The organism is Flavobacterium sp. K5-23, assembly GCF_023278045.1.
Classification (GTDB): Bacteria; Bacteroidota; Bacteroidia; order Flavobacteriales; family Flavobacteriaceae; genus Flavobacterium.
In genome coordinates this window covers 2,186,349-2,211,951 of the sequence record NZ_CP056783.1, presented here as the reverse complement: position 1 = coordinate 2,211,951, position 25,603 = coordinate 2,186,349, and the positions used below count along the sequence as shown (strand labels likewise).

The following is a 25,603-nucleotide window of genomic DNA, read 5'->3' as shown; positions in this document are numbered from 1 at the left end:
TTGTGATTTTCAAGTTTTAACTTGAAACCTAAAACTTGAAACTTTTAAAAAATGAAAAAAGCCATATTTCCAGGTTCCTTTGATCCTATTACATTAGGTCATGAAGACATTATTAAAAGAGGTATTTCTCTATTTGATGAAGTTGTTATTGCCATAGGTGTCAATGCCGAAAAAAAATACATGTTTCCATTAGAGGAAAGAAAACGATTTATCGAGGAAACTTTCAAGAACGAACCTAAGGTAACTGTAATCACTTACGAAGGTTTAACCATTGATTTATGCCATAAAATAAAAGCCGATTTTATTCTTCGTGGTTTGCGTAATCCTGCCGATTTTGAATTCGAAAAAGCAATCGCCCACACTAACCGACATTTATCTAAAATAGAAACGGTCTTCCTGTTAACTGCAGCTAGCACCTCATATATCAGTTCAAGTATTGTAAGGGACGTTATTCGTAATGGCGGAGAATATCAAATGCTAGTTCCAAAAGCAGTTCGTGTAAAAAAGTAGTCGATTACTGAACACTGATCACTGATCACTGAATACCAATCAAAATAACTTGTAGAAAGTACATAATAGCCGTATTTTCGCCAAATCAATATAAAAGCCAATAAAATGAGTATAGATAGAGAATTAAACAAACGAAGTGGTTCAAAATGTGAACTATGTGCAGCTACTGAAAACCTAAAAGTATATGAAGTGCTACCAACTAAAAAAGGTGGAATTGACGAAGCGATTATGGCTTGCAGTACCTGTATCGACCAAATTGAAAACCCGGGTCACGAAGATCTAAACCATTGGAGATGTCTTAACGACAGTATGTGGAGCGAGCATACAGCAGTACAAGTAGTGTCTTGGAGAATGTTGAGTCGTTTGCGTTCTGCAGGTTGGCCACAAGAATTAATCGATCAAATGTATTTTGACGAAGACACTTTAGCATGGGCACAAGCAACTGGAGAAGGAGAAGAAGATGAGAATAAAGTTATCCACAGAGACGTAAACGGAGTAATTCTAGAAGTAGGAGATTCAGTTGTACTAATAAAAGATTTGAAAGTAAAAGGATCTAGTATGGTGGCTAAACAAGGAACATCTGTTCGTAACATCAGACTAGACCATGAAAACGCCGAATATATAGAAGGAAAAGTTGATGGACAAACTATTGTAATCATAACACATTACGTGAAGAAACTGTAGTTTGTTTTTTAGTGAATCGTGAGAAGTGAGAAGTGAATCGGATACAAATATCAAGATTAATATTTTTACTATAAACAACACCTTTAAATTAAAAAAAAACGTTAACGGTAAAAATATTTACTGTTAACGTTTTTTTTATTTATATAAATGAACCTATGAACACCTCTTCAAACTGATCACTGATTACTGAACACTGACCACTTTTTTAACTGATCACTTCTCACGATTCACTGTTCTCTATTCCTCTTCTTTCTTAATCACTTTTCTGGCAACCTCGATTTTGAACTTTTTACCCTTCATCTTTTCATCTTTGATGTTGTGCAATAAGTCTTTCACTTTATTGAATTTCACTGCTGCAAAAGAGATAAAATCTTTCACTTCGATTAATCCTAAATCGCCTTTTTCCAGTTTTCCTTTTTGAGAAAAGAAACCTACGATATCAATTTTATTCAATTTATTTTTCTTTCCACCACTGATGTAAATTGTTTGGAATTGTGGTGGTTTTGGTAATGTAGTTGCATTTTCAACAGTAAAAACGTCCATTCCGTAATTGATGTAATCCGCTTTTTTTTCTGATTCATGTGCAATTACATAAGCAGTTCCTGAAGCAGTCATACGTGCTGTACGTCCGTTTCTATGAGTAAACTCATCTTCTTTAGACGGCAAATGGTAATGAATAACGTGATTCATCTCAGGAATATCAAGTCCACGAGCAGCTAAATCAGTTGTGATTAAATAACTCACACTTCCGTTACGGAATTGAATTAATGCGCGTTCTCTTTCATCCTGATCCATACCACCATGGTAATACGTAGAATAAATTCCTTTTTCGTTTAGGGTATCGCTAATACGTTCAGCCGCATCACGGTGATTACAAAAAACAATAGCCGACTCTGATTTTAAAGAACATATCAAGTTAAACAAACTTCCTATTTTGTCCTTCTCTTTAGAAACAACCATTTTCATAGAAAGATTTGTTTCTTCCTCGTGTTCCGGAATAAAGTCCAGAATAGTAGGATTAACAACTCTAGTATATCTTGGAATTTCGATATCTGAAGTTGCCGAAACCAAAACACGTTTGTTTAGTTTGGTTAGTTTTCCAATGATAAATGACATTTGCTCATGGAAACCCAATTGCAATGATTTGTCAAATTCATCAAGGATTAAAGTCTGGATTTTATCAACACGGAAAGTTCCTCTGTCAATATGATCCGCGATTCTTCCTGGCGTTCCTATTAAAACGGCTGGAGGATTGCTTAAATTTTTTATTTCAGTGTCAATCGAGTGACCTCCGTAACAAACATTTACTTTATAATCAGTACCCATTTTTTTCCATACTTGCTCAATTTGCAACCCTAATTCTCTTGACGGAACTAGAATTAAACATTGAACCGATAGAATTTCGGGTTGTAACATTTCTAATATTGGCAATAAAAAAGCCAATGTTTTCCCCGAACCTGTCGGAGAAAGCAGTAATACATTATTATCATTTAAAATAGCATCTTGTGCTACTTCCTGCATTTCGTTTAGACTTTCGATGCCTAAATTTAAAAGTATATTGTTGGAATGGTGTTTCTTATTCATTTTGCAAAAGTACTTAAAAAAAGTGTTCTGTTTTCAGTTTTTAGAATTCTGTCGAAATTTCCATTTTTATAAATACGTTCATAAAAATTCCATTTTATAATAATGTTAAAAAAACAGTACTTTTGGTTTACACCAAAAAAAACTGAATATGAGATTCTTCGCTGTTGTTTTTCTATTTTTCACCTTGACAATTTTCGCTCAAAAAGACACAAAATACACCACTTATTTCGAAAAAGGAAATGGAAACCAATCGGCTAATTATACCGAAACTATAGCGTACTACACCCTTTTAGCCCAGGATTTCCCAACGATAAAAATTCAGGAAATGGGATTGACAGATAGTGGAGAACCATTACACATAGTAGTTTTCAACCCCGAAAAGGATTTTAATTTTGATGAAATCCAGAAGAACAAGGCGGTACTTTTAATAAATAACGGTATTCATGCAGGAGAACCCGATGGTATTGATGCCACGATGCAATTGTTTCGAGATTTAGCTTTAGGGAAGATTCAAATCCCAAAAAACACGGTAATCGTCACCATACCCGTTTATAATATTGGTGGGGCTTTAAACCGAAATTCAAATTCAAGAGCAAATCAGGACGGACCAGAAGTATATGGCTTTCGAGGTAACGGAAGAAATTATGATTTGAATCGGGATTTCATAAAATCAGACACCCGAAACATGAAAAGCTTTGCAGCAATTTTCCATAAACTCAATCCTGATGTTTTTATTGATAATCACGTCAGCAATGGTTCTGATTATCAGTACAAATTGACTTATATAATGACACAACATAACAAACTGGGAACGATTTTAGGTGATTATATGAATACTGAAATAATGCCAGCGATTGTTAGTAATTTACAAAAGAAAAAAATAGAAACCACCCCTTATGTAAATGCTTTTAGTGAAACTCCTGACAGTGGATTTGCACAGTTTTTTGACAGTCCGAGGTATTCAACAGGTTACACTTCCCTATTCAATACCATAGGTTTTGTTGTTGAAACGCACATGCTTAAAAAATATGCTGATCGTGTGAAAGCTACTTATGACTATACGATGGCTACAATTACAATTACGGATTCCAATTATAAAAAGATAAAAGCGATGCGATTAGAAAACGAATCACTTTATAAACCTAAAAAATCATATACCCTGAAATGGGAAATTGACACTACAAAGGTTACACCGTTTTCATTTCTTGGATTTGAAGCAGGACATAAAAAAAGTGATGCTACCACAGGAAATCGTTTGTATTATGACCGAAAAAAACCTTTCAAAAAAGACATTCCTTATTTAAAAGAATACAAATCAGTAAAGGAAGTAATCATCCCAGAAGCTTATATTATCCCAAAAGCTTTTTGGAATGTGATGGATTTGCTAAAAAGCAATAACATCGCTTACAGGCAACTAAAAAACGATACTATAATCGAAGTCGAAAGTTACAGAATAACGGATTATAAAACAGCTGAATCCGCTTATGAAGGCCATTACATCCATCGAAACACTAAAATAATTTCAAAAAAGGAAAATAAGGCTTTCGCCAAAGGAGATTATATTGTTTCAACACAACAAAAAGGGGTTAAATACCTATTGGAAACTCTTGAACCGGAAGGAATGGACTCTTTTTTCAATTGGAATTTTTTCGATACTATGCTACAGCAAAAAGAAGGTTACTCGGATTATGTCTTTGAAGACACTGCAGCTCAATTATTAAAAGACGAACCAAAGCTAAAAGCAGCATTAGAACAAAAGAAAACAAGTGATTCCGCTTTTGAAAAAAGTCCAGAAAAACAATTGGATTGGATTTATAAAAATTCGGTTTATTACGAAAAGGCACATTTGCAATATCCTATTTACAGATTGACAAACTAAATTATCGAATAAGTTGTGCTTAATTAAAAATCTTGAATGAATAAAAATAAAATTTAACCACATAGAAATATAGAAAAAAAAGAAGGGGATAGACCAATAAATTGGTTTCACAAACATTATGATTTACTAATAATAGTAATAAGGGTTGTAGATATTAGCGTGCCGTAGGGAATATACAAAACGATGATGTGGCGTACCTACGGCACGCTAAATTCGTTCGAATTAAATGTTTTCTACCGATGTTTAATACCTAACGGTATACTAGAACCTTTAATTCCCTGAGTTTTCTACCGATATTTAATACCTAACGGTATACTAAAACCTTTAATACCCTGAGTTTTCTACCGATATTTAACCCCTAACGGTATACTAAAACCTTTAATACCCTGAGTTTTCTACCGATATTTAACCCCTAACGGTATATTTGAACCTTTAATTCCCTGATTGCACGTCCCTAATTAAAGTTGACCGATTTCTATTAATTTATCATTGTCAAAAATAGTAATAATAGGCTTAGAAAAAAGAGGATTATTGAACCAATTATTTTCAAAATCAACAGGGCTTAATTTCCCTATGTTGTTATGAGGTCTCTTATTATTATAATGTTCAACTGCTCTATCTACATCCTTTTTTAATTGTTCAAATGTTTTAGGTTTCCAATGGTCTATATACTCTTCTTTTATTGTTCTGTTAATCCTTTCTGCATAAGCATTGTCTTGTCCTGACAATGCCATGCTGATTTCGCATCCACTCACTTTGAGAAGAGCTATATATTCATTGTAAATATACTGACTACCTCTATCAGAGTGGTGTATCATTGGAGCTTGATTGTTTTCTAATGCCATTTGCATTGCGCTTAAATTAGCAGTAGCTCTCATATGATTAGATAGTTGATGTCCAACGATTTTCTTTGTATAAACATCTATTATAAACACTGCGTAATAAAATCTTTCTCCAACATAAATATAAGTTATATCCGATTGCCAAATCGTCGACGGAGCATATACAGACATTGACTTTATTAGATTCGGAAAATAAACTTTCACAGAAAACGTTGTTCTCCTGTAATTTTTATGCCTTTTTATCCTGAACCCTAAATCCATAAACGTATCGATAAATCTATCTCTTCCTATGAAATTAGGACGCAAAGCATAATACATTTTCTCAACCCCACAACCAGGGTGTTCTTTCCTTAGTTCCTCTGCTTCTAAAATCAGACATTCTATCTTTCTTTCAAAAGCAACCTGTCTTTTTGAATACTGATTAACTGCTTGCTTGCTTATTTCAAGTGTTTCGTAAAGCTGATTTAAAGAAAAACTTATTACTTTCTGGTTCTCAACGAACCAGCTGATTGTGGGGTGTTGGAGTTTTTTTTTATGTCGATATTAAATTCATCTTTAGCTATATCAATCATCTTTTCGAGATAATCAATTTTTATTTGCTTCTGACCAACCGCTTGTTCAAGTTCTTTTATCTTGAGTTCTAACTGTTTTAGCTTATCAATGTTACTATCTTTCATTTCTACAACTCTAATTCCTTTTTCATTAAAAGTAGAAAATTTATAAATCCAATTGTAGATTGTAACGTTATTTACTCCGTAAAGTCGTTCTAATTGCAGAACACTATACTTCCCGCTTTCGTAAAAACTTACGATTCCTTTTTTAAACTCTTCCGAATAAACTCGGAGTTTCCTAATTTCTTTTAAATTTGCATTCATATAACTTGACTTTTGTGGTCAACCTATATCAGGGAAGTACAATTGGGTTAAAAATAAAATAACCCGCTAACTATCAATTCATTAAAATCTAATCAGTTAACTTTATACTAACTTAAATTCCGTAAATATGAAAGCATTAGTTATTTCAGCAGGTGGTAGTAAAGGAGCCTTTGCTGGCGGTGTTGCTGAATACCTTATAAAAGATTGCTGTAATGACTATGAATTATTTGTGGGTTGTTCTACGGGAGGTTTATTACTGCCGCACCTGGCTTTAGGAAAGATTAATAAAATCAAGAAAATCTATACTTCAGTTACCCAAAATGACATTTTCAGTATTAATCCATTTAAAATAAAGAAAACCAAAAAGGGTTTTGAAACAAAAATCAATCACTTTAACTCAGTGATAACATTTATAAAAGGTTGTGCCACTTTTGGGGAAAGCGACAATCTTAGAAAACTAATTAAAGAAAGCGTTACTCCAAAGGAGTTTCAGACCCTAAAAAAAAGAAACAAAAAAGTAATTTTGGCAGTTTCAAATCTTACAATGGATACCGTAGAATATTTCAAGTCAAATGAATGCAGTTATGATGATTTTTGTGATTGGGCTTGGGCTTCCTGCAATTTCACCCCGTTTATGAGTATACTCAAAAAAAATAATTTCCAGTATGCTGATGGTGGTTTTGGTAGTTTTGTACCCATTATGACTGCTATCGAAAACGGAGCTTGTGACATTGATGTTATTATTTTAGAAAGTGAAAGCGGGAAATCAAACCTACCCATAATTAAAAATCCTTTTTCACTGCTATTTAGAACTTTCAAATTTATGAATCGGCAAAACAGTAATAAGGATGTAATTATTGCAAAACTTGTGGGCTTAAAACAAGAAATAAACATCAACTTCTATTATGTTCCTACTCACTTAACCGATAACCCCCTTATCTTCGATTCGGAACAAATGACTCAATGGTGGAAAGACGGATACGAATTTGCCAAAACCAAAAAACCGGTGAATTTTTGCCAAAATCCAAATGCAATCAGTTAATGTTTTTAAAATCAACCATTACTTAGTATTACCGTCTGGGGGAAATCTATTCGCGTTTTTTATTTCGATTCCTGAAATAACATAGCTGCAGAATTCATACAATAGCGCAAACCAGTAGGATTAGGACCATCGTCAAACAAATGCCCCAAATGACCATCACAACGGGCACAAACAATTTCGCCACGCACCATTCCCAGACTTTTATCCACCACTTCTTTAACGCGATTTTGGTTTATTACATCATAAAAACTAGGCCATCCTGTTCCCGAATTAAATTTTGTCTTAGAAGAAAATAAAGGCAGTTTACAAGCAGCACAAAAATAATTTCCTTTTTTATGGTTATCATTAAATTCATTTTGAAAAGGAGATTCTGTGCCTTTTTTACGCAAAATATAGTATTGATCATTGGTCAATTCCTTCTTCCATTCGGCATCCGTCTTTATTACTTTAACTAATGAAGTATCATTAAGTGATAATTTTGGTTGCTGTAATGTAGAAGTACTAACAATGTCCTTGTTACTTTTCCCGGCTTGCATACAGGCCATAAAAGTAAATACTACAAATGGTAATGTCAGAATTTGATAGTTGGTTTTCATTACTTTACAATTTAGATTTTAACTTCCCTTTATATGTTTTTTTAAACAGATTATATCTAGGTATTGAAACCGCTTTCACATACGATTGATTTGGATTTCTTTTCACATAATTTTGGTGGTATTCCTCAGCTTCATAAAAATCTGCAATAGGCTTCACTTCAGTAACTATTGGATTAGGGAACACTTTAATATCAGTAAGCTCTTTTATTTTATCCAAAATAACTTTCTTCTCTGCTGCATTTTTATAAAAGGCAATCGAACGGTATGACGAACCTTTATCAGGTCCTTGCTGGTTAGGAGTCGTTGGGTCTTGTGATGCGAAAAACACGTCAACCAATTCCTTATAAGAAATTATTTTGGGATCGTAATAAACCGCTACTGCTTCCGCGTAACCAGTTTTATGAGAGCTTACTTGCTCATAGGTAGGGTTTTTAGTTGTCCCTCCAGAATAACCGGATACTGCTTCATTTACACCAACAACAGATTCAAAAACGTGTTCAGCGCACCAAAAACAACCTTCGGCAAAAACAGCGATTGCTTTTCCTTTTTTAGGTTCTAAGGATAATTTATTTGTCTGTGCGTTACAACTAAAAATTGTAAACAACACAATTACGAAACTTGCAAATTTAATTTTCATCTGTTGTTATATTTGTTCTTATCAAAGCTATTTATTTCCCATTTCACATTGGTCAATAGAACTATCTTAAGATAGGTTCAATGCAATAGTTAATGTTACAGTAATATACGTCTGATTTCTAGATTTGGTTTTTAAACAAATCCTAAAGTTTTGTTAGGATTTCATAATCAGGATTTCAATATTTTTCTATTTAAAAAAATCATTATTAACAATGAATAAATAAGATATTATAACTAGTCCAAATACTTGCTTTGTTATAGTTTTACTGCGTACAATTCCAAAAACAGGTAAAACTTATTCTAACAACAGCCTCCGCCATTATAATGGAAAGTGCTTTCGCTTATGAAAACATCTTTTCTACCAAGGTTTGCCAATGCGGCTGCCGTTTTATCGCAAACCGCTAGGGGTTGGTTTTTCATTAAAAAATGTCCGTTTTTATCATCAAAACTAGCTTCCTTACCGTAAAAAATAGCCGCTTTACCTGTAAAGACACAAGGTCCGTCAGCAGGCATTGGGTCTTTGATGGCGCAAACTTCGATACTTTCGATAAAAATAAGCTCATCGGTTGGGTAATTTTCTGGATCTAGAATTCGATACGGACGACGACCACGAATTTCAATAGTTCCAAAACCAACATCCGTCAGCGCTTTTATATAATCGGCTATTGGAATGCTACCACTCAAGCACAAGGCACGCAAATGATCATCATTTCGCAACGTCTCATTCATAGGTTGTTCACAAGTGGGATCACTCATTACCAGGCGCCCGTGAGGTTTTAGCACACGATACATTTCTTGCAGTGCTTTCTTTAAGTCTTCTGCTTTAAAAATATTAAAAAGACAGTTTTGAGCCGCTATATCAATACTTTCATCTTCTATGGGAAGATTTAAAGCATCGCCTTTTTTTAGTTCGATAAAATCTTTTTGAAACCATTCGTTTTGTTCTTCGGCAAGGATGAAATTTTTGCGGGAAGCTTCCAGCATTTCATCAACTACATCAACTCCTATTACACCTCCTTTTTGACGTGAAAAATAAGAGAATTGTAACAACTCCATTCCGCCACCTACACCCACATACAAAACCTTTGGGTTATTAATTAAATCTTGTGCAGAAATAGTGCTACCACAACCATAATTCATTTCTTGCATTATCATAGGAATTTCAAGTCCGGGGAATTTCCAAATGGGTGTTGTGGTGCAACATAAACCCACATCAGGAGTTAGTGCTGCATTTTTATATAAATCGTTGGTTGCGTCTAAATAACTCATAACTATAGTTTTATTAATTCTTTAAATAAAGTAATCATCTTAGTTTCTGCCTGACCGGCTATGGCAATAATTTCGGCAATATTCACCGGTTTCAAATCATCAGGATTGCATTCATCTGTCAAAACAGAAACGGCAATAACCGGCAAACTCAAATGATTAGCAACAATCACTTCAGGAACCGTACTCATTCCTACGGCGTCAGCGCCAATGATTTTGAGATAACGATATTCGGCTTTGGATTCCAGTTGCGGACCAACAACGGCCGTGTAAACGCCTTTGTGCAGCGTAATATTATTATTCTTCGCAATTTCAATAAGCGAATGTCTCATATTCAAATCGTACGGTTCGCTCATATCAGTGAATCGTTCTCCAAATTCAGAAACATTTTTGAACGCCAATGGTGAACCGCCTTGCAAATTGATATGATCTTCAATCAACATTATGTCTCCTTTTTTGAAGTTCAAATTAATGGCTCCAGCAGCGTTTGATACCAATAATTTTTGGATACCCAATGCCTTTAAAATTCGGATGGGGAACGTGACTTCTTGCAAAGAATAGCCTTCATACAAATGAAAACGCCCTTGCATCACCACCACTTTTTTATTTTCCAGGGTGCCAAAAATCAGTTTTCCTGAATGGAATTCAACCGTAGAAACAGGAAAATTTGGAATGTCAGCATAATCAACTTCTAGCGCTATATCGATATGACTGACTAATTGCCCTAATCCTGTACCCAGAACAATTCCGATTTCAGGATTATGAAAGCCTTTATGTTTTAAAAAATCTACTGTTTCTTTTATAGTTTCACTATTCATTTTTTTTTGGTTTAGCCACGTTTTGTGTGGGTTCATTTTAACGTTCATAACTCAGTAAAATCAATTTAACCATTAAGAAATTAAGTTTCATTAAGCTTAATTTCTTAATGGTTATTTTTTTAAATTATATCTACTTTTCCATAGACTTCGCTCTGATCTGATTCTAATATCATTTCTAACCCACACCGTTGAAGGTAGAATCTTTTTTTTGAAATGTTATTTATAACTACTTCCCTTTTGCGTTAAGGATTGAAGCGGAGCTCTTTTGTGCCGATTTTTTCGGCACAAAAAGCGGGAGCGAAAAGCCTGACCCCGATTTTTTTTCGGGGGAACGCCCAAATTATTATTTATTTAAGCCACCGTTCCTTGACAGCTACTTCCTGCACCGGCGGTACATCCGTAGCAATGTTGCGAAATTAAAATCGTTCTATTGGACAAACTTTCTTCATTAAATTGAGAAATGTGCTTTTCTGCTGAAGCCACTTTTAAGCCTAACATTTGGTTAAAATCACAATCGTACAACCAGCCGTCATAACTCACGGATATGGTATTAGTACACATCACATTTTCGACCGCTTTGGGGTTGAATGCTTCCACTAAAGCATACATATAATCCTCATAATTATCAGAATTAATCAAATAATCCAAAAAGCGACTGATAGGCAAATTAGTAATGGCAAAAAGGGAGTTGAAATCGATATTGAAATCTTCTTTCAAGGCTTTCTTAAAATCATTTTCTAATGCTTTCTGGTCTGTTGGCAAAAAAGCGCCCGATGGATTGTAGACCAAATCGAGTTTCAAATTGCTGTTTGGCATTCCATAACCCACTTCGTTTAGCATTTGCAAGGCTTTGATGGATTTATCAAAAACGCCATCTCCACGTTGCTTGTCGGTTTTTTCTCTTTTGTAATAAGGCAAAGACGAAATGACGTGAATGTTGTGTTTAGCAAAAAACTCCGGCAAATCGTGGTACTTTTTATTGGCCAAAATAATAGTCAGATTCGATCGAACAATAAAGTCCTGAACACCCAGTTTTGATGCTTCTTCTACAAACCATCTGAAATTTGGGTTCATTTCAGGGGCGCCACCCGTTAAATCCAAAGTATGAACGCCAGTATTTTTAATTACATCCAGACATTGCTGCATAGTCTCGACAGTCATTATCTCTTTTCGATCCGGACCCGCATCAACGTGGCAATGTGCGCATACTTGGTTGCACATATAACCCACATTAAGTTGGAGAATTTCGATTTTTTTTGGACGTAAAGGAAACTGACCGGCTGCTTTTATTTTATTGGCAAAAGTGGGTAGCGTTCCATCCTTAAAAATTCCACTAGATAAAATTTCGAGTTGCTTTTCGGTTTTTGAAAGTTCGTTATGTTTGGCGTGTAATGATTTTGAAAGCATCTTTATTTTATTAATATTTAAAAATAATTACATTGATAATTTATCGTATTTATTCATCATTTGTACACTATGGACCAGTGTGGCACCTCCGCGAATGGCTGCAGCCACGTGAACGGCTTCCATCATTTCTTCTTTGGTAATTCCGCGTTTCAAGCCATCACCAGTATAGGCATCGATGCAATATGGACATTGTACAGTATGAGAAACCGCCAAGGCTATCAATGATTTTTCACGAGCTGTAAGACTCCCTTCTTCGAAAACTTTTCCATAATAATCAAAGAATTTATCGCCTAGTGCTTCGTTCCATTCGGATATTTTACCAAATTTCTTAAGGTCGGCAGGGTCATAATATGTTTTTTCCATTGTGTTTCAGATAATTGATTAACTTAATTCTTAAGCCATAAAAATACAGACTTGAAAATTAAAACGTTAATGATTGCAGTCTTTTTTTTGTATTTATAAATATAAAAATCTCCAATCATCTTTGTTTAGACGAGGGAACAATTCAATCCTGACAATTATATTTAGAATATAATTATCTCTTTTCGAATAATTAATTTACAATGGGGATTATTGTTGGTGTTGGGAATTTCAGTTTTAAAAGGAAATGCTTAACGAATGTGAAAATTGTGGCCTTGATGTTAAAAACATATTAAAAGAGAGTCCAATAAAGAATGGTGCGATTCATCTGAAACTATCCTCGTTACCTGTTTTGAGAGCGAAAATTACTGTACAGGGATAAATAGAAAATTCTGTAATTAATTATAGATTATAAAACCTATTTATAAAATAACGAAGCAGTAGGAAAAGTAGACCGGCAACAACAACAAATGAAATTACAAAACTAAACAGGTTTATAACAATGTTAGGAATGAAATCCAATCTAGGGTGGCTATAGTAAGGCTCACGATGTAGTCTTTCGTGAATATTCCCTTTTACTTTTTTGATTTTCTTTTTGATACTACTGTTTTTTGGAATGAATTAACCTCATCAACCAACTTGTTAAGAACTTGGTTTTGACCTCTCTAAATTAAGCAATAAATTTAATATAGCGCCATTAGAACTAAAAAAAGAGGATTCCCTTGCAGAAAGCCTCTATCCGTAATTTATTGGTGGATGTTTATTTCTGTGTTCTATTTATCTCTACACGCACATTCGTGATGTTCATTGAGATAGGCAATCGTTGTGTCACAGAGTTTCTTCAAAGTCACTATATTGATGTCACTCAGCTTTTTTATATAAATACAAGCTTTACCTATTTTATACTTACCCAAGTCGTCCAGTTGATGCTTGTTTTCTTCGGTTGGGGAATAAACGTATAGTGAGAATGCGGCTTTACGAGGGGAGAAACCAATAAGTGGCGCGTCTCCTTGATGTCCACTGGCATATTTGTAATGATAACTTCCAAAACCAATAATAGTGGGACCCCACATATTAGGTTCAAATCCTGACCATTCACTCATTAACTCAATTAAGCGAAAACTGTCGGTTTTTTTTGATCATTATCCACATAAGAGTTGATGAAATCAATAACATTAACTTCGGTTTCTGCGGTCTTGTTTTTTGCCATAACTGTTAGGTTTTTATGTGCGTTTTTCTAGTTAAAATTACTCCACTACTCGTGTATTACAAAGTTACTGAATAAAAACATCTAAGTTTTATATATCCATTTCAACCATTTCGGCTCTTGCTCCAAAACGGATTGGTAAAACACTTGTTCCTATTCCTTTTGAAACATACATTTTAGGTTCTGATTCTTTATACCAGCCTTTCAAGTAATTTCCGCTTCCTTTGGGTTTGAAAGGAACAATTCCCAAAAATGTGATTTGTCCTCCGTGTGTATGTCCTGAAAGAACTAAATCAATCTCTAAATCACCTTTTTGTTTTGTAATTATATCTCTATGTTCTGGACAATGAGATAAGACAATATTAGTTTCTGTATGCTTTAAGTTTTCTATTGCTTTAATAAAATCAGCATTTCCGCCAACAAAATCGTCAATTCCTATTATTGATATTTCGCGGTCCCTTATTGATATTGTTCTATTCTCGTTTATTAACAGCTCACAATTATTTTTATGAAAAACGTTTTTGAGTTTTGTCAAATCAACATTCCCCCAATATTCCCAATTTCCTGTTATCGCATACTTTTGAATAGAAGGATTAACTAATTCGAGGAATTCATTCAGTGCGTCTATTTTTTCTGTTTGGTCAACTGAATCACCAGTAATGAAAATTAAGTCCGGCTTGATGGAGTTGATTTTTTTGGCAATTGATTTGTGAAAATATCTTAATTGGTCAAAATGTAAATCTGAAATTTGAATGATTTTTATTTTGTTTTCATCCGACTTTGAAATATCAAAATAATTCCAGTCAATAACATATTTCTCAAACCAAATGGAATCCAAAAGGATTAACCCTATTGAAGCAAATATTCCTCTTTTAATAAATTCTCTTCTGGTTAATTTTGTCATTTTTTAGAATATGGGTAAGGGGTCTATTCTTTGAATAGCAATACTCGCTTTTCAAAGAACGCTTTATGGAGCTGGGTTGATAAAATAATTTTAGTTCATATTAGTTTTTGTTTTTATTATAATACTCTTTAACAAATGTTTCGATTGGTTTCCAAAGCCTTATTTGATTTTTTTTTACATCAAATATTTTTGCGTGATTTTTTGGCCCAAAATGTGACATTTGATTAAAGTTATTTTCAAATTTATCAACTTCTTTAGAAGCTTCAACTAATCTGTTTTTCTCAACAAATTCATTATTTTCAAGTAACTCCATAAAGTTTGTGAAAATCTGTGTATTTATATTGTTTTTTCTTGAATTAGTTAACCATAAAGGAATTTTACGCTCTACTTTATTTATTTCAGCTATGATTTCTTCTTCTTCAGTTAAATTTCTAGTAGAACTTATTTCTGAAGAATTAAAAAATTTTTCAGAAATTAAATTTCTATTTTGTTGAACTGATTTATTTGATTTCACGATAATAGAAATATTACTTTTTAATTCATCAATAATTTCAGAACTATGTTTCTGTTTTAAATCTTGGGAAATTAATTGTGATATATATTCATTGCCTTGTGATGAAGTTAAAAAATCAATTAATTCATTTTTAGTATTATCATCTTCAATTTTGATTAACTTTTCTTTGCAAAATTCTATTAAATTGTGCTCGTCAAATGTGTCTCTTTTTAATAATTCGATTAGTTTATAACCGTCTTCGTTATTCTCTGAAAATTCGATTTCAATTAATTTTACAGGATGTTTATTATCATTAGGGTCGTCATAAAATAGTTGAATATTTTCGCCAATAAACAATCCGAATTTCATTTTTAGTTGAAGCATATAAGAAATAAGTTGTTGAGAAACCCTTTCGCTTCCTTGATTTGATGGTTTTTTCAATTCAACTACAAAAAGCTTTTTTTCTTCTAAACTAATTAATATGTCAAGCCTTAAGCTATTACTTGCTCCAATTGGTATGTTTTTTTCTGTTTCTATTTCTTTTTTATATCGTGACCAACCTAATTTTTCAAAAATATTTACGACTTCATTTTGGAAAAATGCTTCTTTTGAATTTTCTTTAGTATGTTTTTTTATTAGAAAACATATTTCATTCCATCTGTTCATTTTATATATATTTATTAGTTATTTGTTAAGGTTGCAGGTAACTCGATATACCAACCATAAAACGGGTACAATCCACGCAAAATAGCTTGGCTTTGTGACATAAAAATCATGATTATATATTTAGCTAAAATATAAAATAAATAGTACAAATCGTTAAGCATCTTTTTTATTTGTAGTTTTTATCTTCAAACTTATTAGAGAATAAAACTAGTGTCTTTACTGTTTTATGAAAAGTATCAACCGTGTTAGTTTATGTTATCACAACAAACTTACACCACACAGTAAATCAACACACCTCCAAATAGAAAGGCTAAAATAGAAATGAATTGAAAATACAAAGGCTTAATTAAATCCGCACACCTCATCGAATAACTGTGATGGATACGTCGTGGGACAAAATAAAGCACTAAAGAAGTTAGAAGCATAAATCCTCCTAATAACTTGAAGAGTAAAGCGCATTTAGAAAAATCAGAATAAAGAATTAACCCAATAGCAGGAATCATTCTTATGGTTATTTCAGCATAGTTGATGAAATTTGTGCTTGCTGCTTTTCTTAAGGTATTTAAAGCTTTTAAAGGAGCAAAAAGCATTATAAAGCCGGAATAAATGATAAATAACCCAAATAGTATCACAATCCATTTTGCCACTATTACCATAATATACGCTGTTATTTGAATACTTAAAGTTAATTATTAACGAACTCGGCATTAGAAATTCCACTATTCTGTTTTATAATCTTTAGTGCTATTTCTACATCATTAATTAGTAAACCAAATATATGCAAGCTATTTATTTTATGTACTATATTATGATGATTTTAAAAAGAAAAAGAGCTGTTTCGCAATTAAAACGAAAAAGCTCTTTTAACTATTTTTATAAAATACTAATCCACCATCTTATAATAGAACATTTGCGGAACACCTTCTACTCCGGCTTCGGTCATTAGTTTTTTCTTTGCTTCAGAAGTGATGCTGGCCTTTGCTTTTTCCATATCAGAAATGGCAAATACTACTGTCACCACATTAGGGTCGTCCACACCTCTAGCCATTCCCCTGTCTATAAGTCCTTCCTCTGATCTCTTGTTTATTCCTTCGGTATCATAGACTTTGAGCCAGGCGTCAAAATCTTTTACGCGGTGGGTCACCATTAATCGGTCTTTTAGATTGATTGTGGCGTCATCGTTTCTTATTACATCATAATAAGAAAATTCAGGTGCGCCTATTACCCCTGCTTTTTTCATAGCTTCTTTTAGAGCGGGAAGCTTGCTGAACTCTTTGGCTTTTTGTACATCATTAATTTTATTAATGACCACAATTACATTGGGGTCATCCATTCCTCTCCCTAAAACATAATGTGTTATTCCATAAGCTTGCCTGATCGAATCGTGAGCGTCATATTCTATTCGCCACTTTTCGTAGTTTGCCACTTTGTGTTTAACCGTAATTACTTTAAAAGGCATAAATTCAGTCATAGGCATTTCAGCTTCTTCCATAGTATGCGGTTCCTCTTCTTTTTCTGTTTTATTGTTTTTACACGAAAAAATACTTAGAATTAAAACGACTAATAAAACGGGTTTCAAAAACTTTTTAATGTGTTCCATACTGTTATTTTTTTAAGTTAATTCAAAGTATAAATTTAATCATAATTACTGATTTTCAATTGATTAGATGTTTTTATTATTCGAAATAAACCCAAAAGACCGCAACAGTGTTAAACTATTGCGGTTTTTCTATTTTATGATAAACACTTCTATTGTGGTTTATGGTTTCCACCGTCAGTTCGAGTGGTTTTTTAAGCTTCTAAAAAACTTATTATTTCAAAAAAACTTTCAAGCTTAAAAAAATGTATCGAGAACTAGTTACTAAGATTCCCGATACTTTCGAAAATTTCAGGTATTGGCTTATTCAATATAGGTGTAATAATTCACGATTATCAAGCCAAAAATACTACCAATGACGTTTTGTTGAAAGTAAAAAATTATGTTTTACCAATTTTCTTTTTTGCTTGATCAAAAAAGAAACAAAAAAATCAAGTCTACACTCCCTCGTCGGTCAAATTAGTTCTCGAATACTAAAAGAAAAGAACTCGCTACGCTCAAACAGCTTTTCTTTTTAAGTATTCTTCAAACATTTGACACTCGACTGCGGAAGCTAAGGACACTTTAACCTCGTAAATAACAGTAATTTTAGTTTGTAATTGAATTCAACTTAAAAACTCAAACGTCATTTTATAACTTTTTAAAAAAAAAAAAATTACACCAATCAAAATAAAACAAATTACAAAATATAATCAGTCGTAATGAAATTAGATTCTTTACTGTTTAATAGCGCTTGCAAGATTTCGTTGTTATAGTCATTGTCTTTAGAAGCTACAAAGGTTCTAATAGAAAACGAACGCAACGCATCGTGAATACTCAATGTCCCTACTGCCGAATCTTTCCTACCCGTAAACGGATAAATATCCGGTCCTCTCTGGCAAGAACTGTTCAAGTTTACACGACAAACTAGATTTACCAGTGTATCAATTAGTGGCGCAATGGTTTTAATGTCTTTCCCAAACAAACTTACCTGTTGGCCATAGTTAGATTCCGCCATATCGTTTAGTGGCTCTTGAATGTCCTTGAAAGTGATAATAGGCACTACTGGTCCAAACTGTTCTTCCTGATACACCCTCATTTCCTTGTTTATGGGATACAAAACCGCAGGGAAGATGAAATTAGGCGAATGCTCCCCTCCTTTTTCATTAATAACTTTAGCGCCTTTACTTACGGCATCATCTATTAATTCTTGTATGTATGCTGGCTTTTCTTTTTCTGGTAACGGAGTCAACATTGCGCCATTATCCCAAGGATTACCAAAAGGAAGTGCATCCACTTTGGCAGCAAATCGTTTATTGAATTCTTCAGCAATCGTTTCGTGTACATATAGAATTTTTAAAGCGGTGCAACGCTGTCCATTAAAGGATAAGGATCCCGCAAGACATTCTTGGATGGCCAAATCTAAGTCGGCATCCGGAAGGATTATCGCAGGGTTTTTGGCTTCCAAGCCTAAAATTAAACGCAATCGGTTTTTATTTGGATGTAAATCCTGCAAAGCAATTGCCGACTTACTATTGCCTATCAAAGCAAGGATATCTACTTTACCTGATGCCATTATTGGACTGGCTACTTCTCTACCTCTACCGTAAAGAATGTTGATAGCTCCTTTTGGAAAACTGCTTCTAAAAGCTTCCAATAGTGGCGAAATAAGCAATACGCCGTGTTTAGCCGGTTTAAAAACAAGGGTATTCCCCATTATCAAAGCAGGAATAAGTAAACTGAACGTTTCGTTCAAAGGATAGTTATACGGTCCAAGGCATAATACAACTCCAAGCGGTCCTCTACGCACCATGGCATTAACTCCTTGGCTTTTAGTAAAACGAGCACCATCTCTATCTAATTGTTTGTAATCCTCGATAGTGTCATAGATGTATTCTACGGTACGGTCAAACTCTTTCTGAGAATCAGGCAATGATTTCCCTATTTCCCACATTAAATATTTTACAACTTCATTACGGGTAGCCTGCATTTGTGTAACAAAATTTTGCATGCACTTAATGCGATCCACAACTTTCATTGTTGGCCATAATCCTTGACCGTTATTATAAGCGGCAGCGGCGGCATCAACAGCTTCTAACGCTTCTTTCTCTCCCATAAATGGAATCGATCCTAATATTGTTGGGGCATATTCTTCAGTAGAAGAAATGGTAGAGAAAACCGGAGATGTTTGTCCTTCCCATTTTTTTAATTCTCCATTTACTAAATAAGTATTCTGATTGAGTAATTCTTTAATTTGAAACTCTTCTGGTATTACATTCATAATTTGGTTGCTTTTTTAGTTTGTTTTTTGGTTTTATCGCATAAAAAAAGAGGCATTAGCCTCTTTAATAGTTAGGGAGAGACGATATCTCCACCCCAATCTAATATTCCGCCGGATAAATTATAGGCATTTTCAAATCCTAATTCGTTCATTATTTCACATGCTTTTCCACTTCTGGCGCCAGATCTACAATAGACAAAGTAATTTAGATTTTTATCTAATTTTTCAAGTTCAGTAATAAAATCCTGCCCTTTATAAAAGTCAATATTCTTAGCATTCGCAATAATACCATCATTATATTCGTCCTCTGTCCTTACATCTAAAATCAGTGAATCATCGTCTTCTTCAAAACGAGCAATCCATTCTTCCTGTGTTAAATTCATCGTGTTAGTTTTTTTGTAAAAATACAACGATTTTATCATACTCGGAACTCTATTAATATGATTTTAAGAATAAATCTAAGAAAACGATTTCGCCAAGACGTAATAATCAGTCAATTACACATTTAACTGATAAATCCTAAATAAAAAGCCCATTAAATCGATAGGAAATGCACTTTAAAAATCAGAATCCGTTTCTAATAAATATAATCTGGCTTTGAAAAAACTCCTATTAATTTAACGTACTTTTACAGTAATACATCCCAATTATCATCTTAAAAAACAACCAAATGCACGATTCTTTAAAAGAAATATTCCCCTCGTTTTCTAACGAACTTATTAAAGAAATTGAAGAGAATGCTGTTTTTCAATCCTACAAAGCAGGAGATGTCTTAATGCGTACAGGCCAGTACATCAACTTTACGATGATGCTTACTAAAGGCCAAATTAAGATTTATCGTGAAGGAGAAAACGGTGGTGAATTTTTTATGTATTACATACAACCGGGACAAGCGTGTGCCATTTCGATGATATGTGCATCAAAAACGCAAACGAGCCAAATAATGGCCAAAGCCATTGAGGATATCGATTTAATTATGATTCCGCTTCCTTTAATGGAAAAATGGATGATGGAGCACCGCAGCTGGTCTGACTTTGTGATTTTCACATATCGTACTCGTTTTGAAGAAGTATTAGAAGTGGTGGATAGTATCGCTTTTCGTGCTATGGACGAGCGATTGGAATTTTATTTAAAACGCAACTCCGAATCCTGTGGATGTAAAGATTTGAAATTATCACATCAAGAAATAGGAACTGATCTCAATACTTCCAGAGAAGTGATTTCCCGCTTACTCAAGAAAATGGAACAACGAGGAATGGTTCGCTTACATCGTAACCATATTGAGCTTTTAGGAGAGTAAACAGTATATAGTTGTCAGTAGTTCTCTGGTCTGTAAAAACGAAAAAAAACTTATTAAAACTGAACACTGAAAGACTGAACACTGAACACTAACTTCCTTATGTGATAAAAGTTACTGTTTTTTAAAATTTCAGGTCACACCTTTGTATAAAAATTTATAAATGGAATATTTTGGTTACTTATTTTCAATATTAATTGGACTTTCATTAGGTTTGATAGGCGGCGGCGGTTCCATACTTGCGGTACCTATATTAGTGTATCTTTTTAAAGTAAACCCGGAACAGGCTACCAGTTATTCCTTATTTATTGTGGGAATGACATCCATGATAGGTTCTTTTAATCACTATAAACTTGGAAACCTAAAGATTAAATCAGCTTTAGTTTTTGCCATACCTTCTATTCTTTCTTTGCTTTTTATTAGAAAAATTATCCTTCCCATTATTCCTGACAGCCTATTTAATGTTGGCGATTTTGAAATCACAAAGAATCTATTGATTATGGTTGTATTTGCATTTCTTATGATTGCAACTTCAGTATCTATGATTAAGAAAACAAAAAGAAGCACCGAAGCAAAGGAACTTAATTTTGTAAAACTTGCTGTAATTGGGTTCTTTGTTGGTTTAATAATAGGTTTTTTAGGAGCTGGAGGCGGCTTTTTGATTATTCCGGCATTATTATTTTTTGCTAATTTACCAATGAAAAAAGCAGTAGGAACTTCCCTATTTATAATTTTTATCAATTCATTAATAGGATTTACGGGAGATATTATTGGCGGAAGTACACTCGATTATAAATTACTTTTCAGCATTTCAGGAATTGCTATTTTAGGTTTGTTTATAGGAACCCAATTGTCCAAAAAAATTGACGGAGCCAAATTAAAACCTGCTTTTGGCTGGTTTGTGTTGGTTATGGGAATTTACATCATTACTATAGAAATCTTCTTTAAATAATACACATTGTGTAACAATAGTCACTCTAAAATCTAAAAACAAGGATTATCTTTGTAATACAATATAATAAAACAATATACCATGCAAATAGAACAAATATATACAGGATGTTTAGCACAAGGTGCCTACTATATTACTTCAAACGGAGAAGCAGCGATTATAGATCCACTTCGCGAGGTGCAACCTTATCTAGATAGATTAGAACGTGATAATGTAAAACTTAAATATATTTTTGAAACTCATTTCCATGCTGATTTTGTATCAGGACATCTTGATCTAAGCAAAAAAACGGGTTCGCCTATTGTTTATGGTCCCAATGCAAATCCGGAATTTGAATCCATTACTGCAACTGATGGACAGTTATTCGCTATTGGAAACATCCAAATAAAAGTATTGCATACTCCTGGACATACTATGGAGAGTACTACTTATTTATTGATTGATGAAAATGGAAAAGACCACGCTATATTCTCTGGTGATACTTTATTCATAGGTGATGTAGGAAGACCAGATTTAGCTCAAAAATCGGCTTCAATGACCCAAGAACAATTAGCGGCTACATTATTCCATTCGTTAAGAACTAAAATAATGACTCTTGCTGATGATGTGATTGTTTATCCTGCTCACGGTGCTGGTAGCGCTTGCGGAAAAAATATGAGCAAAGAAACGGTAGGTACAATTGGGAACCAAAAAGAAACCAATTATGCTTTGAGAGCCAATATGACTGAAGCCGAATTTGTAAAAGAAGTTACGGATGGTTTATTGCCTCCTCCTGCTTATTTTGGGATGAATGTAGCTATGAATAAAAAAGGATACGCAAGCTTTGATACTGTTTTAAACAACGGAATGAGAGCAATTGCAGTAAACGATTTTGAAGCGCTTGTAGAAGATACTGGTGCTTTAATTCTGGATACTAGAAAAAATGGAATTTTCACAGTTGGATTTATTCCACAATCAATAAATATAGGAATAGATGGAGATTTTGCTCCATGGGTAGGTGCTTTAGTTGCCGATGTGAATCAACCAATCATTTTGATTACCGAATTAGGAAAAGAAGAAGAATCAGTTACTCGTTTAAGCCGTGTAGGTTTTGACAATTTGATAGGTCATCTTGATGGCGGATTTGAAGCTTGGAAAAAAGCGGGTAAAGAAATCGATACCGTAAATAGAATTACTGCTGATGAATTTGCAGCACAGGTTAAAATTGGGGAAAGTAAAGTTGTAGATATCCGTAAAGAGACTGAATATAGCGCAGAACACGTTGATGAAGCCTACAGTCGTCCATTAGCAAATATCAATCAATGGATTAAAGATATTGACCCAAAAGAGCCTTTCTTCCTTCATTGTGCAGGTGGCTATAGAAGTATGATTGCAGCTTCCATTTTACAAGCAAGAGGTTTTAGAAATTTCTCTGAAGTTGAAGGTGGTTTTAATGCTATCGCTAAAACGAATATCCCTAAAACTGATTTTGTTTGCCAAAGTAAAGTATTGTAAAAACCGAGTTTAATACTTAAATTTTTACAAAAACAACTGATTATCATCAATTTATCTCGTAAATTTACTTCAGACCAAAAATATTTTTAATTTAATTAAAACTTTTATTATGAAAAAAAACATGGGATTAACCGACAAAATTATCAGGATAACAATAGCAGCTATTATAGCTCTAATGTATTTTTCTAATATTATCAGCGGTACGCTTGCTTTAGTTTTAGGAGCTTTTGCCGCTATATTTTTAATAACCAGCTTTGTGGGCGTTTGCCCTATGTATACACTTTTTGGATCTAATACTTGTGAAAAAAAATAATACACGAAGCTAAATTACAGTAATGACAAATCCCATTAATAAAGACTTAATCCTAAGAGAACGATTAGCATTACAAAGAACCACTTTGGCCAATCAAACAACATTTTTAGCTTTTCTAAGGACGGCTATGTATTTTTCTGTTGCAGGTTTAAGTACTCGAAATGTATTGAAAATTGAAAATGGTGTACTCCTTGAAATTTCATTTTATGCTATTTCATTAGCCATTTTGATACTAGGAATCGTGAATTTTTTCAAACACAAAAAAATGATCCTTGAAAATGAAAAACATATCGGGGATTATAAATTAGATTATTATGAATAACGAGCAATGTTGTGTGGTTTCTTGTGACAAACCACTAGATAAAGAATATTGGGATGCGCAGTACAAAGCTGCAGCTACCGGTTGGGATTTGGGCAAAGTTTCCCCTCCTATTAAAACCTATATTGACACCTTAGAAAATAAAAACGCAGCCATTTTAATTCCTGGTTGTGGGAATACGTATGAAGCGGAATACTTATTAGAAAAAGGATTTACAAATGTTACGGTGATTGATATTGCTCCAACACTTGTAGAGAACCTCAATCAAAAATTTGCTTCTAATTCGAATATAAAAATTGTTCTGGGAGATTTTTTCGAACACCAAGGCAGCTATGATTTGATTATTGAACAAACCTTTTTCTGTGCATTGCCTCCTACAATGCGCCAAAAATATGTTTGGAAAATACATCAGCTTTTAGCCGAAGAAGGGATATTAACCGGATTATTATTCAATCGAACATTTGAAGTGAGTCCACCATTTGGCGGAAGCCTAGAAGAATATAAAATGCTTTTCAATAGCGCTTTTGACTTTGTGAAAATGGAAGTTGCCCAAAATTCGGTGGAACCTAGAGCCAACTCGGAATTATTTATTGAATTCAAAAAAAATAATGAATTCAAAGTTGATCTTTATGCATTTGAAGGTATTACTTGTAGTGGTTGTATGAACAGCGTTACAGGCAAATTTTCTTCTTTAAACGGCGTGATGAATGTAAGTATGAGCAGTAATTTTGCCGAAGTATTGATAGTCAGTGAAAAAGAAATTCCATTAGAAGAACTACAAAACATAGTTTCTTATGATGAGAAATATAAAATAAAAAAAATATAAAGAAATGAAACAATTACTCTTTACAAATTGGCACGCTATGCGCTGGATCCGTTTGGCAATTGGTCTTTTCATGTTACAACAAGCGATTCAGTTTCAAGAAATATTACTGTGCGTAATAGCTCTATTTTTCCTTTTCCAATCCGTATTTAATACTGGTTGTAGTCTAAATGGCTGTAGTGTTCCAACCTATAAAAAAAGTAACAATGAATAGTAGTTTTGACAATATTATAAATTCAGAAAAACCGGTTTTGGTTGATTTTTATGCTACTTGGTGTGGACCGTGTAAAGTATTGGGTCCTGTGTTAAAAGAAGTAAAAGATAATTTAGGCGACAGAGTCTCCATTATAAAAATTGATGTAGACAAAAACCAACCATTAGCTTCTCAATATCAGGTTCGTGGCGTACCTACTATGATTCTTTTTCAAAACGGAAAACAATTATGGAGACAGTCAGGTGTATTAGAGAAAAACGATATCATTAAAATCATATTGGAAAAAAGCAACCAATGACAAATAAAGGAATATTAATTACAGGAATAGGAGTTGTTACAGGAATCATTGCCGGCTACTTATATTACCATTATGTAGGTTGTCTCTCTGGGACTTGCGCCATAACATCAAAACCTTTAAATTCAAGTTTGTACGGTGGGTTAATGGGCGGACTGGTCTTCAATATGTTTGTTGGAAAAACAAAAAAACGTTAAAATTTAAAAAAAGTAATCGCGATTACTTTTTTTTTCTACCTTTGTTAACCAAATGGTTAAACTGTATAGTTAG

At 33.6% G+C, this 25,603-nt stretch carries 28 protein-coding genes; 12 read left to right on the top strand and 16 right to left on the bottom strand.

Annotation, left to right across the window (positions count from 1 at the left end):
* Positions 1 to 51: 51 nt before the first annotated feature.
* Together coaD and FLAK523_RS09665 are read left to right on the top strand one after the other, a co-directional pair.
* Positions 52 to 510: a pantetheine-phosphate adenylyltransferase gene (gene coaD, locus FLAK523_RS09670; protein WP_248902909.1), complete on the top strand. Its 459-nt coding sequence runs from the start codon at positions 52 to 54 to the stop codon at positions 508 to 510.
* A gap of 105 nt (positions 511 to 615) precedes the next feature.
* Entirely contained in the window at positions 616 to 1,194 is a 579-nt protein-coding gene (locus FLAK523_RS09665; protein WP_248902908.1) for an alkylphosphonate utilization protein, read from the top strand.
* Positions 1,195 to 1,431: 237 nt separating this feature from the next.
* On the opposite strand, the gene FLAK523_RS09660 is transcribed toward FLAK523_RS09665, so the two are convergent.
* The gene (locus tag FLAK523_RS09660; protein WP_248902907.1) at positions 1,432 to 2,778 is read right to left on the bottom strand and encodes a DEAD/DEAH box helicase; all 1,347 of its coding nucleotides are present in this window, start codon (positions 2,776 to 2,778) and stop codon (positions 1,432 to 1,434) included.
* Positions 2,779 to 2,926: 148 nt separating this feature from the next.
* On the opposite strand from FLAK523_RS09660, the gene FLAK523_RS09655 reads away from it, so the two are divergent.
* Positions 2,927 to 4,657, top strand: a complete 1,731-nt coding sequence (locus FLAK523_RS09655) for a M14 family metallopeptidase (protein WP_248902906.1) — start codon at positions 2,927 to 2,929, stop codon at positions 4,655 to 4,657.
* 458 nt (positions 4,658 to 5,115) lie between these two features.
* Here the strand turns inward: FLAK523_RS09655 and FLAK523_RS09650 are convergent, their stop codons facing one another.
* Both FLAK523_RS09650 and FLAK523_RS09645 read right to left on the bottom strand, forming a co-directional pair.
* Positions 5,116 to 5,940 carry an IS3 family transposase gene (locus tag FLAK523_RS09650; protein ID WP_248908062.1) on the bottom strand — a complete coding sequence of 275 codons (825 nt, stop codon included), beginning with the start codon at positions 5,938 to 5,940 and terminating at the stop codon, positions 5,116 to 5,118.
* Between the two features lie 38 nt (positions 5,941 to 5,978).
* A complete protein-coding gene (locus tag FLAK523_RS09645) occupies positions 5,979 to 6,374 on the bottom strand; it encodes a transposase (RefSeq protein WP_248902299.1) in 396 nt (131 codons plus the stop codon).
* A 127-nt stretch (positions 6,375 to 6,501) separates the two neighbouring features.
* Here FLAK523_RS09645 and FLAK523_RS09640 point away from each other — a divergent pair, with 127 nt between their 5' ends.
* A complete protein-coding gene (locus FLAK523_RS09640; RefSeq protein ID WP_248902905.1) occupies positions 6,502 to 7,416 on the top strand; it encodes a patatin-like phospholipase family protein in 915 nt (304 codons plus the stop codon).
* A 59-nt stretch (positions 7,417 to 7,475) separates the two neighbouring features.
* Here the strand turns inward: FLAK523_RS09640 and msrB are convergent, their stop codons facing one another.
* From msrB to FLAK523_RS09575, 13 genes are all read right to left on the bottom strand, one after another.
* A complete protein-coding gene (gene msrB, locus FLAK523_RS09635; protein ID WP_248902904.1) occupies positions 7,476 to 8,012 on the bottom strand; it encodes a peptide-methionine (R)-S-oxide reductase MsrB in 537 nt (178 codons plus the stop codon).
* A gap of 4 nt (positions 8,013 to 8,016) precedes the next feature.
* A complete protein-coding gene (gene msrA / locus FLAK523_RS09630) occupies positions 8,017 to 8,649 on the bottom strand; it encodes a peptide-methionine (S)-S-oxide reductase MsrA (protein WP_248902903.1) in 633 nt (210 codons plus the stop codon).
* A gap of 299 nt (positions 8,650 to 8,948) precedes the next feature.
* Positions 8,949 to 9,917, bottom strand: a complete 969-nt coding sequence (arsM, locus tag FLAK523_RS09625) for an arsenosugar biosynthesis arsenite methyltransferase ArsM (RefSeq protein ID WP_248902902.1) — start codon at positions 9,915 to 9,917, stop codon at positions 8,949 to 8,951.
* Between the two features lie 2 nt (positions 9,918 to 9,919).
* A complete protein-coding gene (locus tag FLAK523_RS09620) occupies positions 9,920 to 10,732 on the bottom strand; it encodes a purine-nucleoside phosphorylase (RefSeq protein WP_248902901.1) in 813 nt (270 codons plus the stop codon).
* A gap of 351 nt (positions 10,733 to 11,083) precedes the next feature.
* Positions 11,084 to 12,139 (bottom strand): arsenosugar biosynthesis radical SAM (seleno)protein ArsS, encoded by a 1,056-nt coding sequence (gene arsS, locus FLAK523_RS09615; RefSeq protein ID WP_248902900.1) that lies wholly within the window; start codon positions 12,137 to 12,139, stop codon positions 11,084 to 11,086.
* A gap of 27 nt (positions 12,140 to 12,166) precedes the next feature.
* Entirely contained in the window at positions 12,167 to 12,502 is a 336-nt protein-coding gene (locus tag FLAK523_RS09610; RefSeq protein WP_248902899.1) for an arsenosugar biosynthesis-associated peroxidase-like protein, read from the bottom strand.
* Between the two features lie 770 nt (positions 12,503 to 13,272).
* A complete protein-coding gene (locus FLAK523_RS09605; RefSeq protein WP_368670290.1) occupies positions 13,273 to 13,602 on the bottom strand; it encodes a DUF1801 domain-containing protein in 330 nt (109 codons plus the stop codon).
* A gap of 195 nt (positions 13,603 to 13,797) precedes the next feature.
* A complete protein-coding gene (locus FLAK523_RS09600) occupies positions 13,798 to 14,610 on the bottom strand; it encodes a metallophosphoesterase (RefSeq protein WP_248902898.1) in 813 nt (270 codons plus the stop codon).
* 100 nt (positions 14,611 to 14,710) lie between these two features.
* Positions 14,711 to 15,769 carry a type I restriction enzyme HsdR N-terminal domain-containing protein gene (locus FLAK523_RS09595; protein ID WP_248902897.1) on the bottom strand — a complete coding sequence of 353 codons (1,059 nt, stop codon included), beginning with the start codon at positions 15,767 to 15,769 and terminating at the stop codon, positions 14,711 to 14,713.
* A gap of 269 nt (positions 15,770 to 16,038) precedes the next feature.
* Positions 16,039 to 16,425 (bottom strand): hypothetical protein, encoded by a 387-nt coding sequence (locus FLAK523_RS09590; RefSeq protein ID WP_248902896.1) that lies wholly within the window; start codon positions 16,423 to 16,425, stop codon positions 16,039 to 16,041.
* Between the two features lie 227 nt (positions 16,426 to 16,652).
* Positions 16,653 to 17,369: a hypothetical protein gene (locus FLAK523_RS09585; RefSeq protein ID WP_248902895.1), complete on the bottom strand. Its 717-nt coding sequence runs from the start codon at positions 17,367 to 17,369 to the stop codon at positions 16,653 to 16,655.
* Between the two features lie 676 nt (positions 17,370 to 18,045).
* Positions 18,046 to 19,626 carry an NADP-dependent glyceraldehyde-3-phosphate dehydrogenase gene (locus FLAK523_RS09580; RefSeq protein ID WP_248902894.1) on the bottom strand — a complete coding sequence of 527 codons (1,581 nt, stop codon included), beginning with the start codon at positions 19,624 to 19,626 and terminating at the stop codon, positions 18,046 to 18,048.
* Between the two features lie 71 nt (positions 19,627 to 19,697).
* A complete protein-coding gene (locus FLAK523_RS09575; RefSeq protein WP_248902893.1) occupies positions 19,698 to 20,009 on the bottom strand; it encodes a rhodanese-like domain-containing protein in 312 nt (103 codons plus the stop codon).
* Between the two features lie 287 nt (positions 20,010 to 20,296).
* On the opposite strand from FLAK523_RS09575, the gene FLAK523_RS09570 reads away from it, so the two are divergent.
* The 8 genes from FLAK523_RS09570 to FLAK523_RS09535 all read left to right on the top strand — a co-directional run bounded on the left by FLAK523_RS09570 (position 20,297) and on the right by FLAK523_RS09535 (position 25,530).
* Positions 20,297 to 20,926, top strand: a complete 630-nt coding sequence (locus FLAK523_RS09570) for a Crp/Fnr family transcriptional regulator (protein WP_248902892.1) — start codon at positions 20,297 to 20,299, stop codon at positions 20,924 to 20,926.
* 160 nt (positions 20,927 to 21,086) lie between these two features.
* Positions 21,087 to 21,875, top strand: a complete 789-nt coding sequence (locus FLAK523_RS09565) for a sulfite exporter TauE/SafE family protein (protein WP_248902891.1) — start codon at positions 21,087 to 21,089, stop codon at positions 21,873 to 21,875.
* Between the two features lie 81 nt (positions 21,876 to 21,956).
* Positions 21,957 to 23,369, top strand: a complete 1,413-nt coding sequence (locus FLAK523_RS09560) for a rhodanese-like domain-containing protein (RefSeq protein WP_248902890.1) — start codon at positions 21,957 to 21,959, stop codon at positions 23,367 to 23,369.
* A 109-nt stretch (positions 23,370 to 23,478) separates the two neighbouring features.
* A complete protein-coding gene (locus tag FLAK523_RS09555) occupies positions 23,479 to 23,682 on the top strand; it encodes a DUF2892 domain-containing protein (RefSeq protein ID WP_248902889.1) in 204 nt (67 codons plus the stop codon).
* A 22-nt stretch (positions 23,683 to 23,704) separates the two neighbouring features.
* The gene (locus tag FLAK523_RS09550) at positions 23,705 to 24,004 is read left to right on the top strand and encodes a DUF202 domain-containing protein (RefSeq protein ID WP_248902888.1); all 300 of its coding nucleotides are present in this window, start codon (positions 23,705 to 23,707) and stop codon (positions 24,002 to 24,004) included.
* Positions 23,997 to 24,827 (top strand): methyltransferase domain-containing protein, encoded by an 831-nt coding sequence (locus FLAK523_RS09545; protein WP_248902887.1) that lies wholly within the window; start codon positions 23,997 to 23,999, stop codon positions 24,825 to 24,827. The genes FLAK523_RS09550 and FLAK523_RS09545 overlap by 8 nt, the downstream gene beginning before the upstream one ends.
* A 203-nt stretch (positions 24,828 to 25,030) precedes the next feature.
* The gene (gene trxA / locus FLAK523_RS09540) at positions 25,031 to 25,336 is read left to right on the top strand and encodes a thioredoxin (RefSeq protein ID WP_248902886.1); all 306 of its coding nucleotides are present in this window, start codon (positions 25,031 to 25,033) and stop codon (positions 25,334 to 25,336) included.
* A complete protein-coding gene (locus tag FLAK523_RS09535) occupies positions 25,333 to 25,530 on the top strand; it encodes a hypothetical protein (protein ID WP_248902885.1) in 198 nt (65 codons plus the stop codon). The genes trxA and FLAK523_RS09535 overlap by 4 nt, the downstream gene beginning before the upstream one ends.
* Positions 25,531 to 25,603 lie beyond the last annotated feature (73 nt).

What these genes read in the sequence shown, in the direction of transcription:
- FLAK523_RS09655 (WP_248902906.1), top strand. Translation starts at nt 2,927, where the DNA reads ATGAGATTCTTCGCTGTTGTTTTTCTATTTTTCACCTTGACAATTTTC.
- FLAK523_RS09665 (WP_248902908.1), top strand. Translation starts at nt 616, where the DNA reads ATGAGTATAGATAGAGAATTAAACAAACGAAGTGGTTCAAAATGTGAA.
- FLAK523_RS09565 (WP_248902891.1), top strand. Translation starts at nt 21,087, where the DNA reads ATGGAATATTTTGGTTACTTATTTTCAATATTAATTGGACTTTCATTA.
- FLAK523_RS09590 (WP_248902896.1), bottom strand. Translation starts at nt 16,425, where the DNA reads ATGGTAATAGTGGCAAAATGGATTGTGATACTATTTGGGTTATTTATC.
- FLAK523_RS09620 (WP_248902901.1), bottom strand. Translation starts at nt 10,732, where the DNA reads ATGAATAGTGAAACTATAAAAGAAACAGTAGATTTTTTAAAACATAAA.
- FLAK523_RS09570 (WP_248902892.1), top strand. Translation starts at nt 20,297, where the DNA reads ATGCACGATTCTTTAAAAGAAATATTCCCCTCGTTTTCTAACGAACTT.
- arsM (WP_248902902.1), bottom strand. Translation starts at nt 9,917, where the DNA reads ATGAGTTATTTAGACGCAACCAACGATTTATATAAAAATGCAGCACTA.
- trxA (WP_248902886.1), top strand. Translation starts at nt 25,031, where the DNA reads ATGAATAGTAGTTTTGACAATATTATAAATTCAGAAAAACCGGTTTTG.
- coaD (WP_248902909.1), top strand. Translation starts at nt 52, where the DNA reads ATGAAAAAAGCCATATTTCCAGGTTCCTTTGATCCTATTACATTAGGT.
- FLAK523_RS09585 (WP_248902895.1), bottom strand. Translation starts at nt 17,369, where the DNA reads ATGGAACACATTAAAAAGTTTTTGAAACCCGTTTTATTAGTCGTTTTA.
- msrB (WP_248902904.1), bottom strand. Translation starts at nt 8,012, where the DNA reads ATGAAAACCAACTATCAAATTCTGACATTACCATTTGTAGTATTTACT.
- FLAK523_RS09660 (WP_248902907.1), bottom strand. Translation starts at nt 2,778, where the DNA reads ATGAATAAGAAACACCATTCCAACAATATACTTTTAAATTTAGGCATC.
- FLAK523_RS09575 (WP_248902893.1), bottom strand. Translation starts at nt 20,009, where the DNA reads ATGAATTTAACACAGGAAGAATGGATTGCTCGTTTTGAAGAAGACGAT.
- FLAK523_RS09605 (WP_368670290.1), bottom strand. Translation starts at nt 13,602, where the DNA reads ATGAGTGAATGGTCAGGATTTGAACCTAATATGTGGGGTCCCACTATT.
- FLAK523_RS09640 (WP_248902905.1), top strand. Translation starts at nt 6,502, where the DNA reads ATGAAAGCATTAGTTATTTCAGCAGGTGGTAGTAAAGGAGCCTTTGCT.
- FLAK523_RS09555 (WP_248902889.1), top strand. Translation starts at nt 23,479, where the DNA reads ATGAAAAAAAACATGGGATTAACCGACAAAATTATCAGGATAACAATA.
- FLAK523_RS09550 (WP_248902888.1), top strand. Translation starts at nt 23,705, where the DNA reads ATGACAAATCCCATTAATAAAGACTTAATCCTAAGAGAACGATTAGCA.
- FLAK523_RS09560 (WP_248902890.1), top strand. Translation starts at nt 21,957, where the DNA reads ATGCAAATAGAACAAATATATACAGGATGTTTAGCACAAGGTGCCTAC.
- FLAK523_RS09610 (WP_248902899.1), bottom strand. Translation starts at nt 12,502, where the DNA reads ATGGAAAAAACATATTATGACCCTGCCGACCTTAAGAAATTTGGTAAA.
- FLAK523_RS09580 (WP_248902894.1), bottom strand. Translation starts at nt 19,626, where the DNA reads ATGAATGTAATACCAGAAGAGTTTCAAATTAAAGAATTACTCAATCAG.
- FLAK523_RS09595 (WP_248902897.1), bottom strand. Translation starts at nt 15,769, where the DNA reads ATGAACAGATGGAATGAAATATGTTTTCTAATAAAAAAACATACTAAA.
- FLAK523_RS09600 (WP_248902898.1), bottom strand. Translation starts at nt 14,610, where the DNA reads ATGACAAAATTAACCAGAAGAGAATTTATTAAAAGAGGAATATTTGCT.
- FLAK523_RS09535 (WP_248902885.1), top strand. Translation starts at nt 25,333, where the DNA reads ATGACAAATAAAGGAATATTAATTACAGGAATAGGAGTTGTTACAGGA.
- FLAK523_RS09645 (WP_248902299.1), bottom strand. Translation starts at nt 6,374, where the DNA reads ATGAATGCAAATTTAAAAGAAATTAGGAAACTCCGAGTTTATTCGGAA.
- msrA (WP_248902903.1), bottom strand. Translation starts at nt 8,649, where the DNA reads ATGAAAATTAAATTTGCAAGTTTCGTAATTGTGTTGTTTACAATTTTT.
- FLAK523_RS09545 (WP_248902887.1), top strand. Translation starts at nt 23,997, where the DNA reads ATGAATAACGAGCAATGTTGTGTGGTTTCTTGTGACAAACCACTAGAT.
- arsS (WP_248902900.1), bottom strand. Translation starts at nt 12,139, where the DNA reads ATGCTTTCAAAATCATTACACGCCAAACATAACGAACTTTCAAAAACC.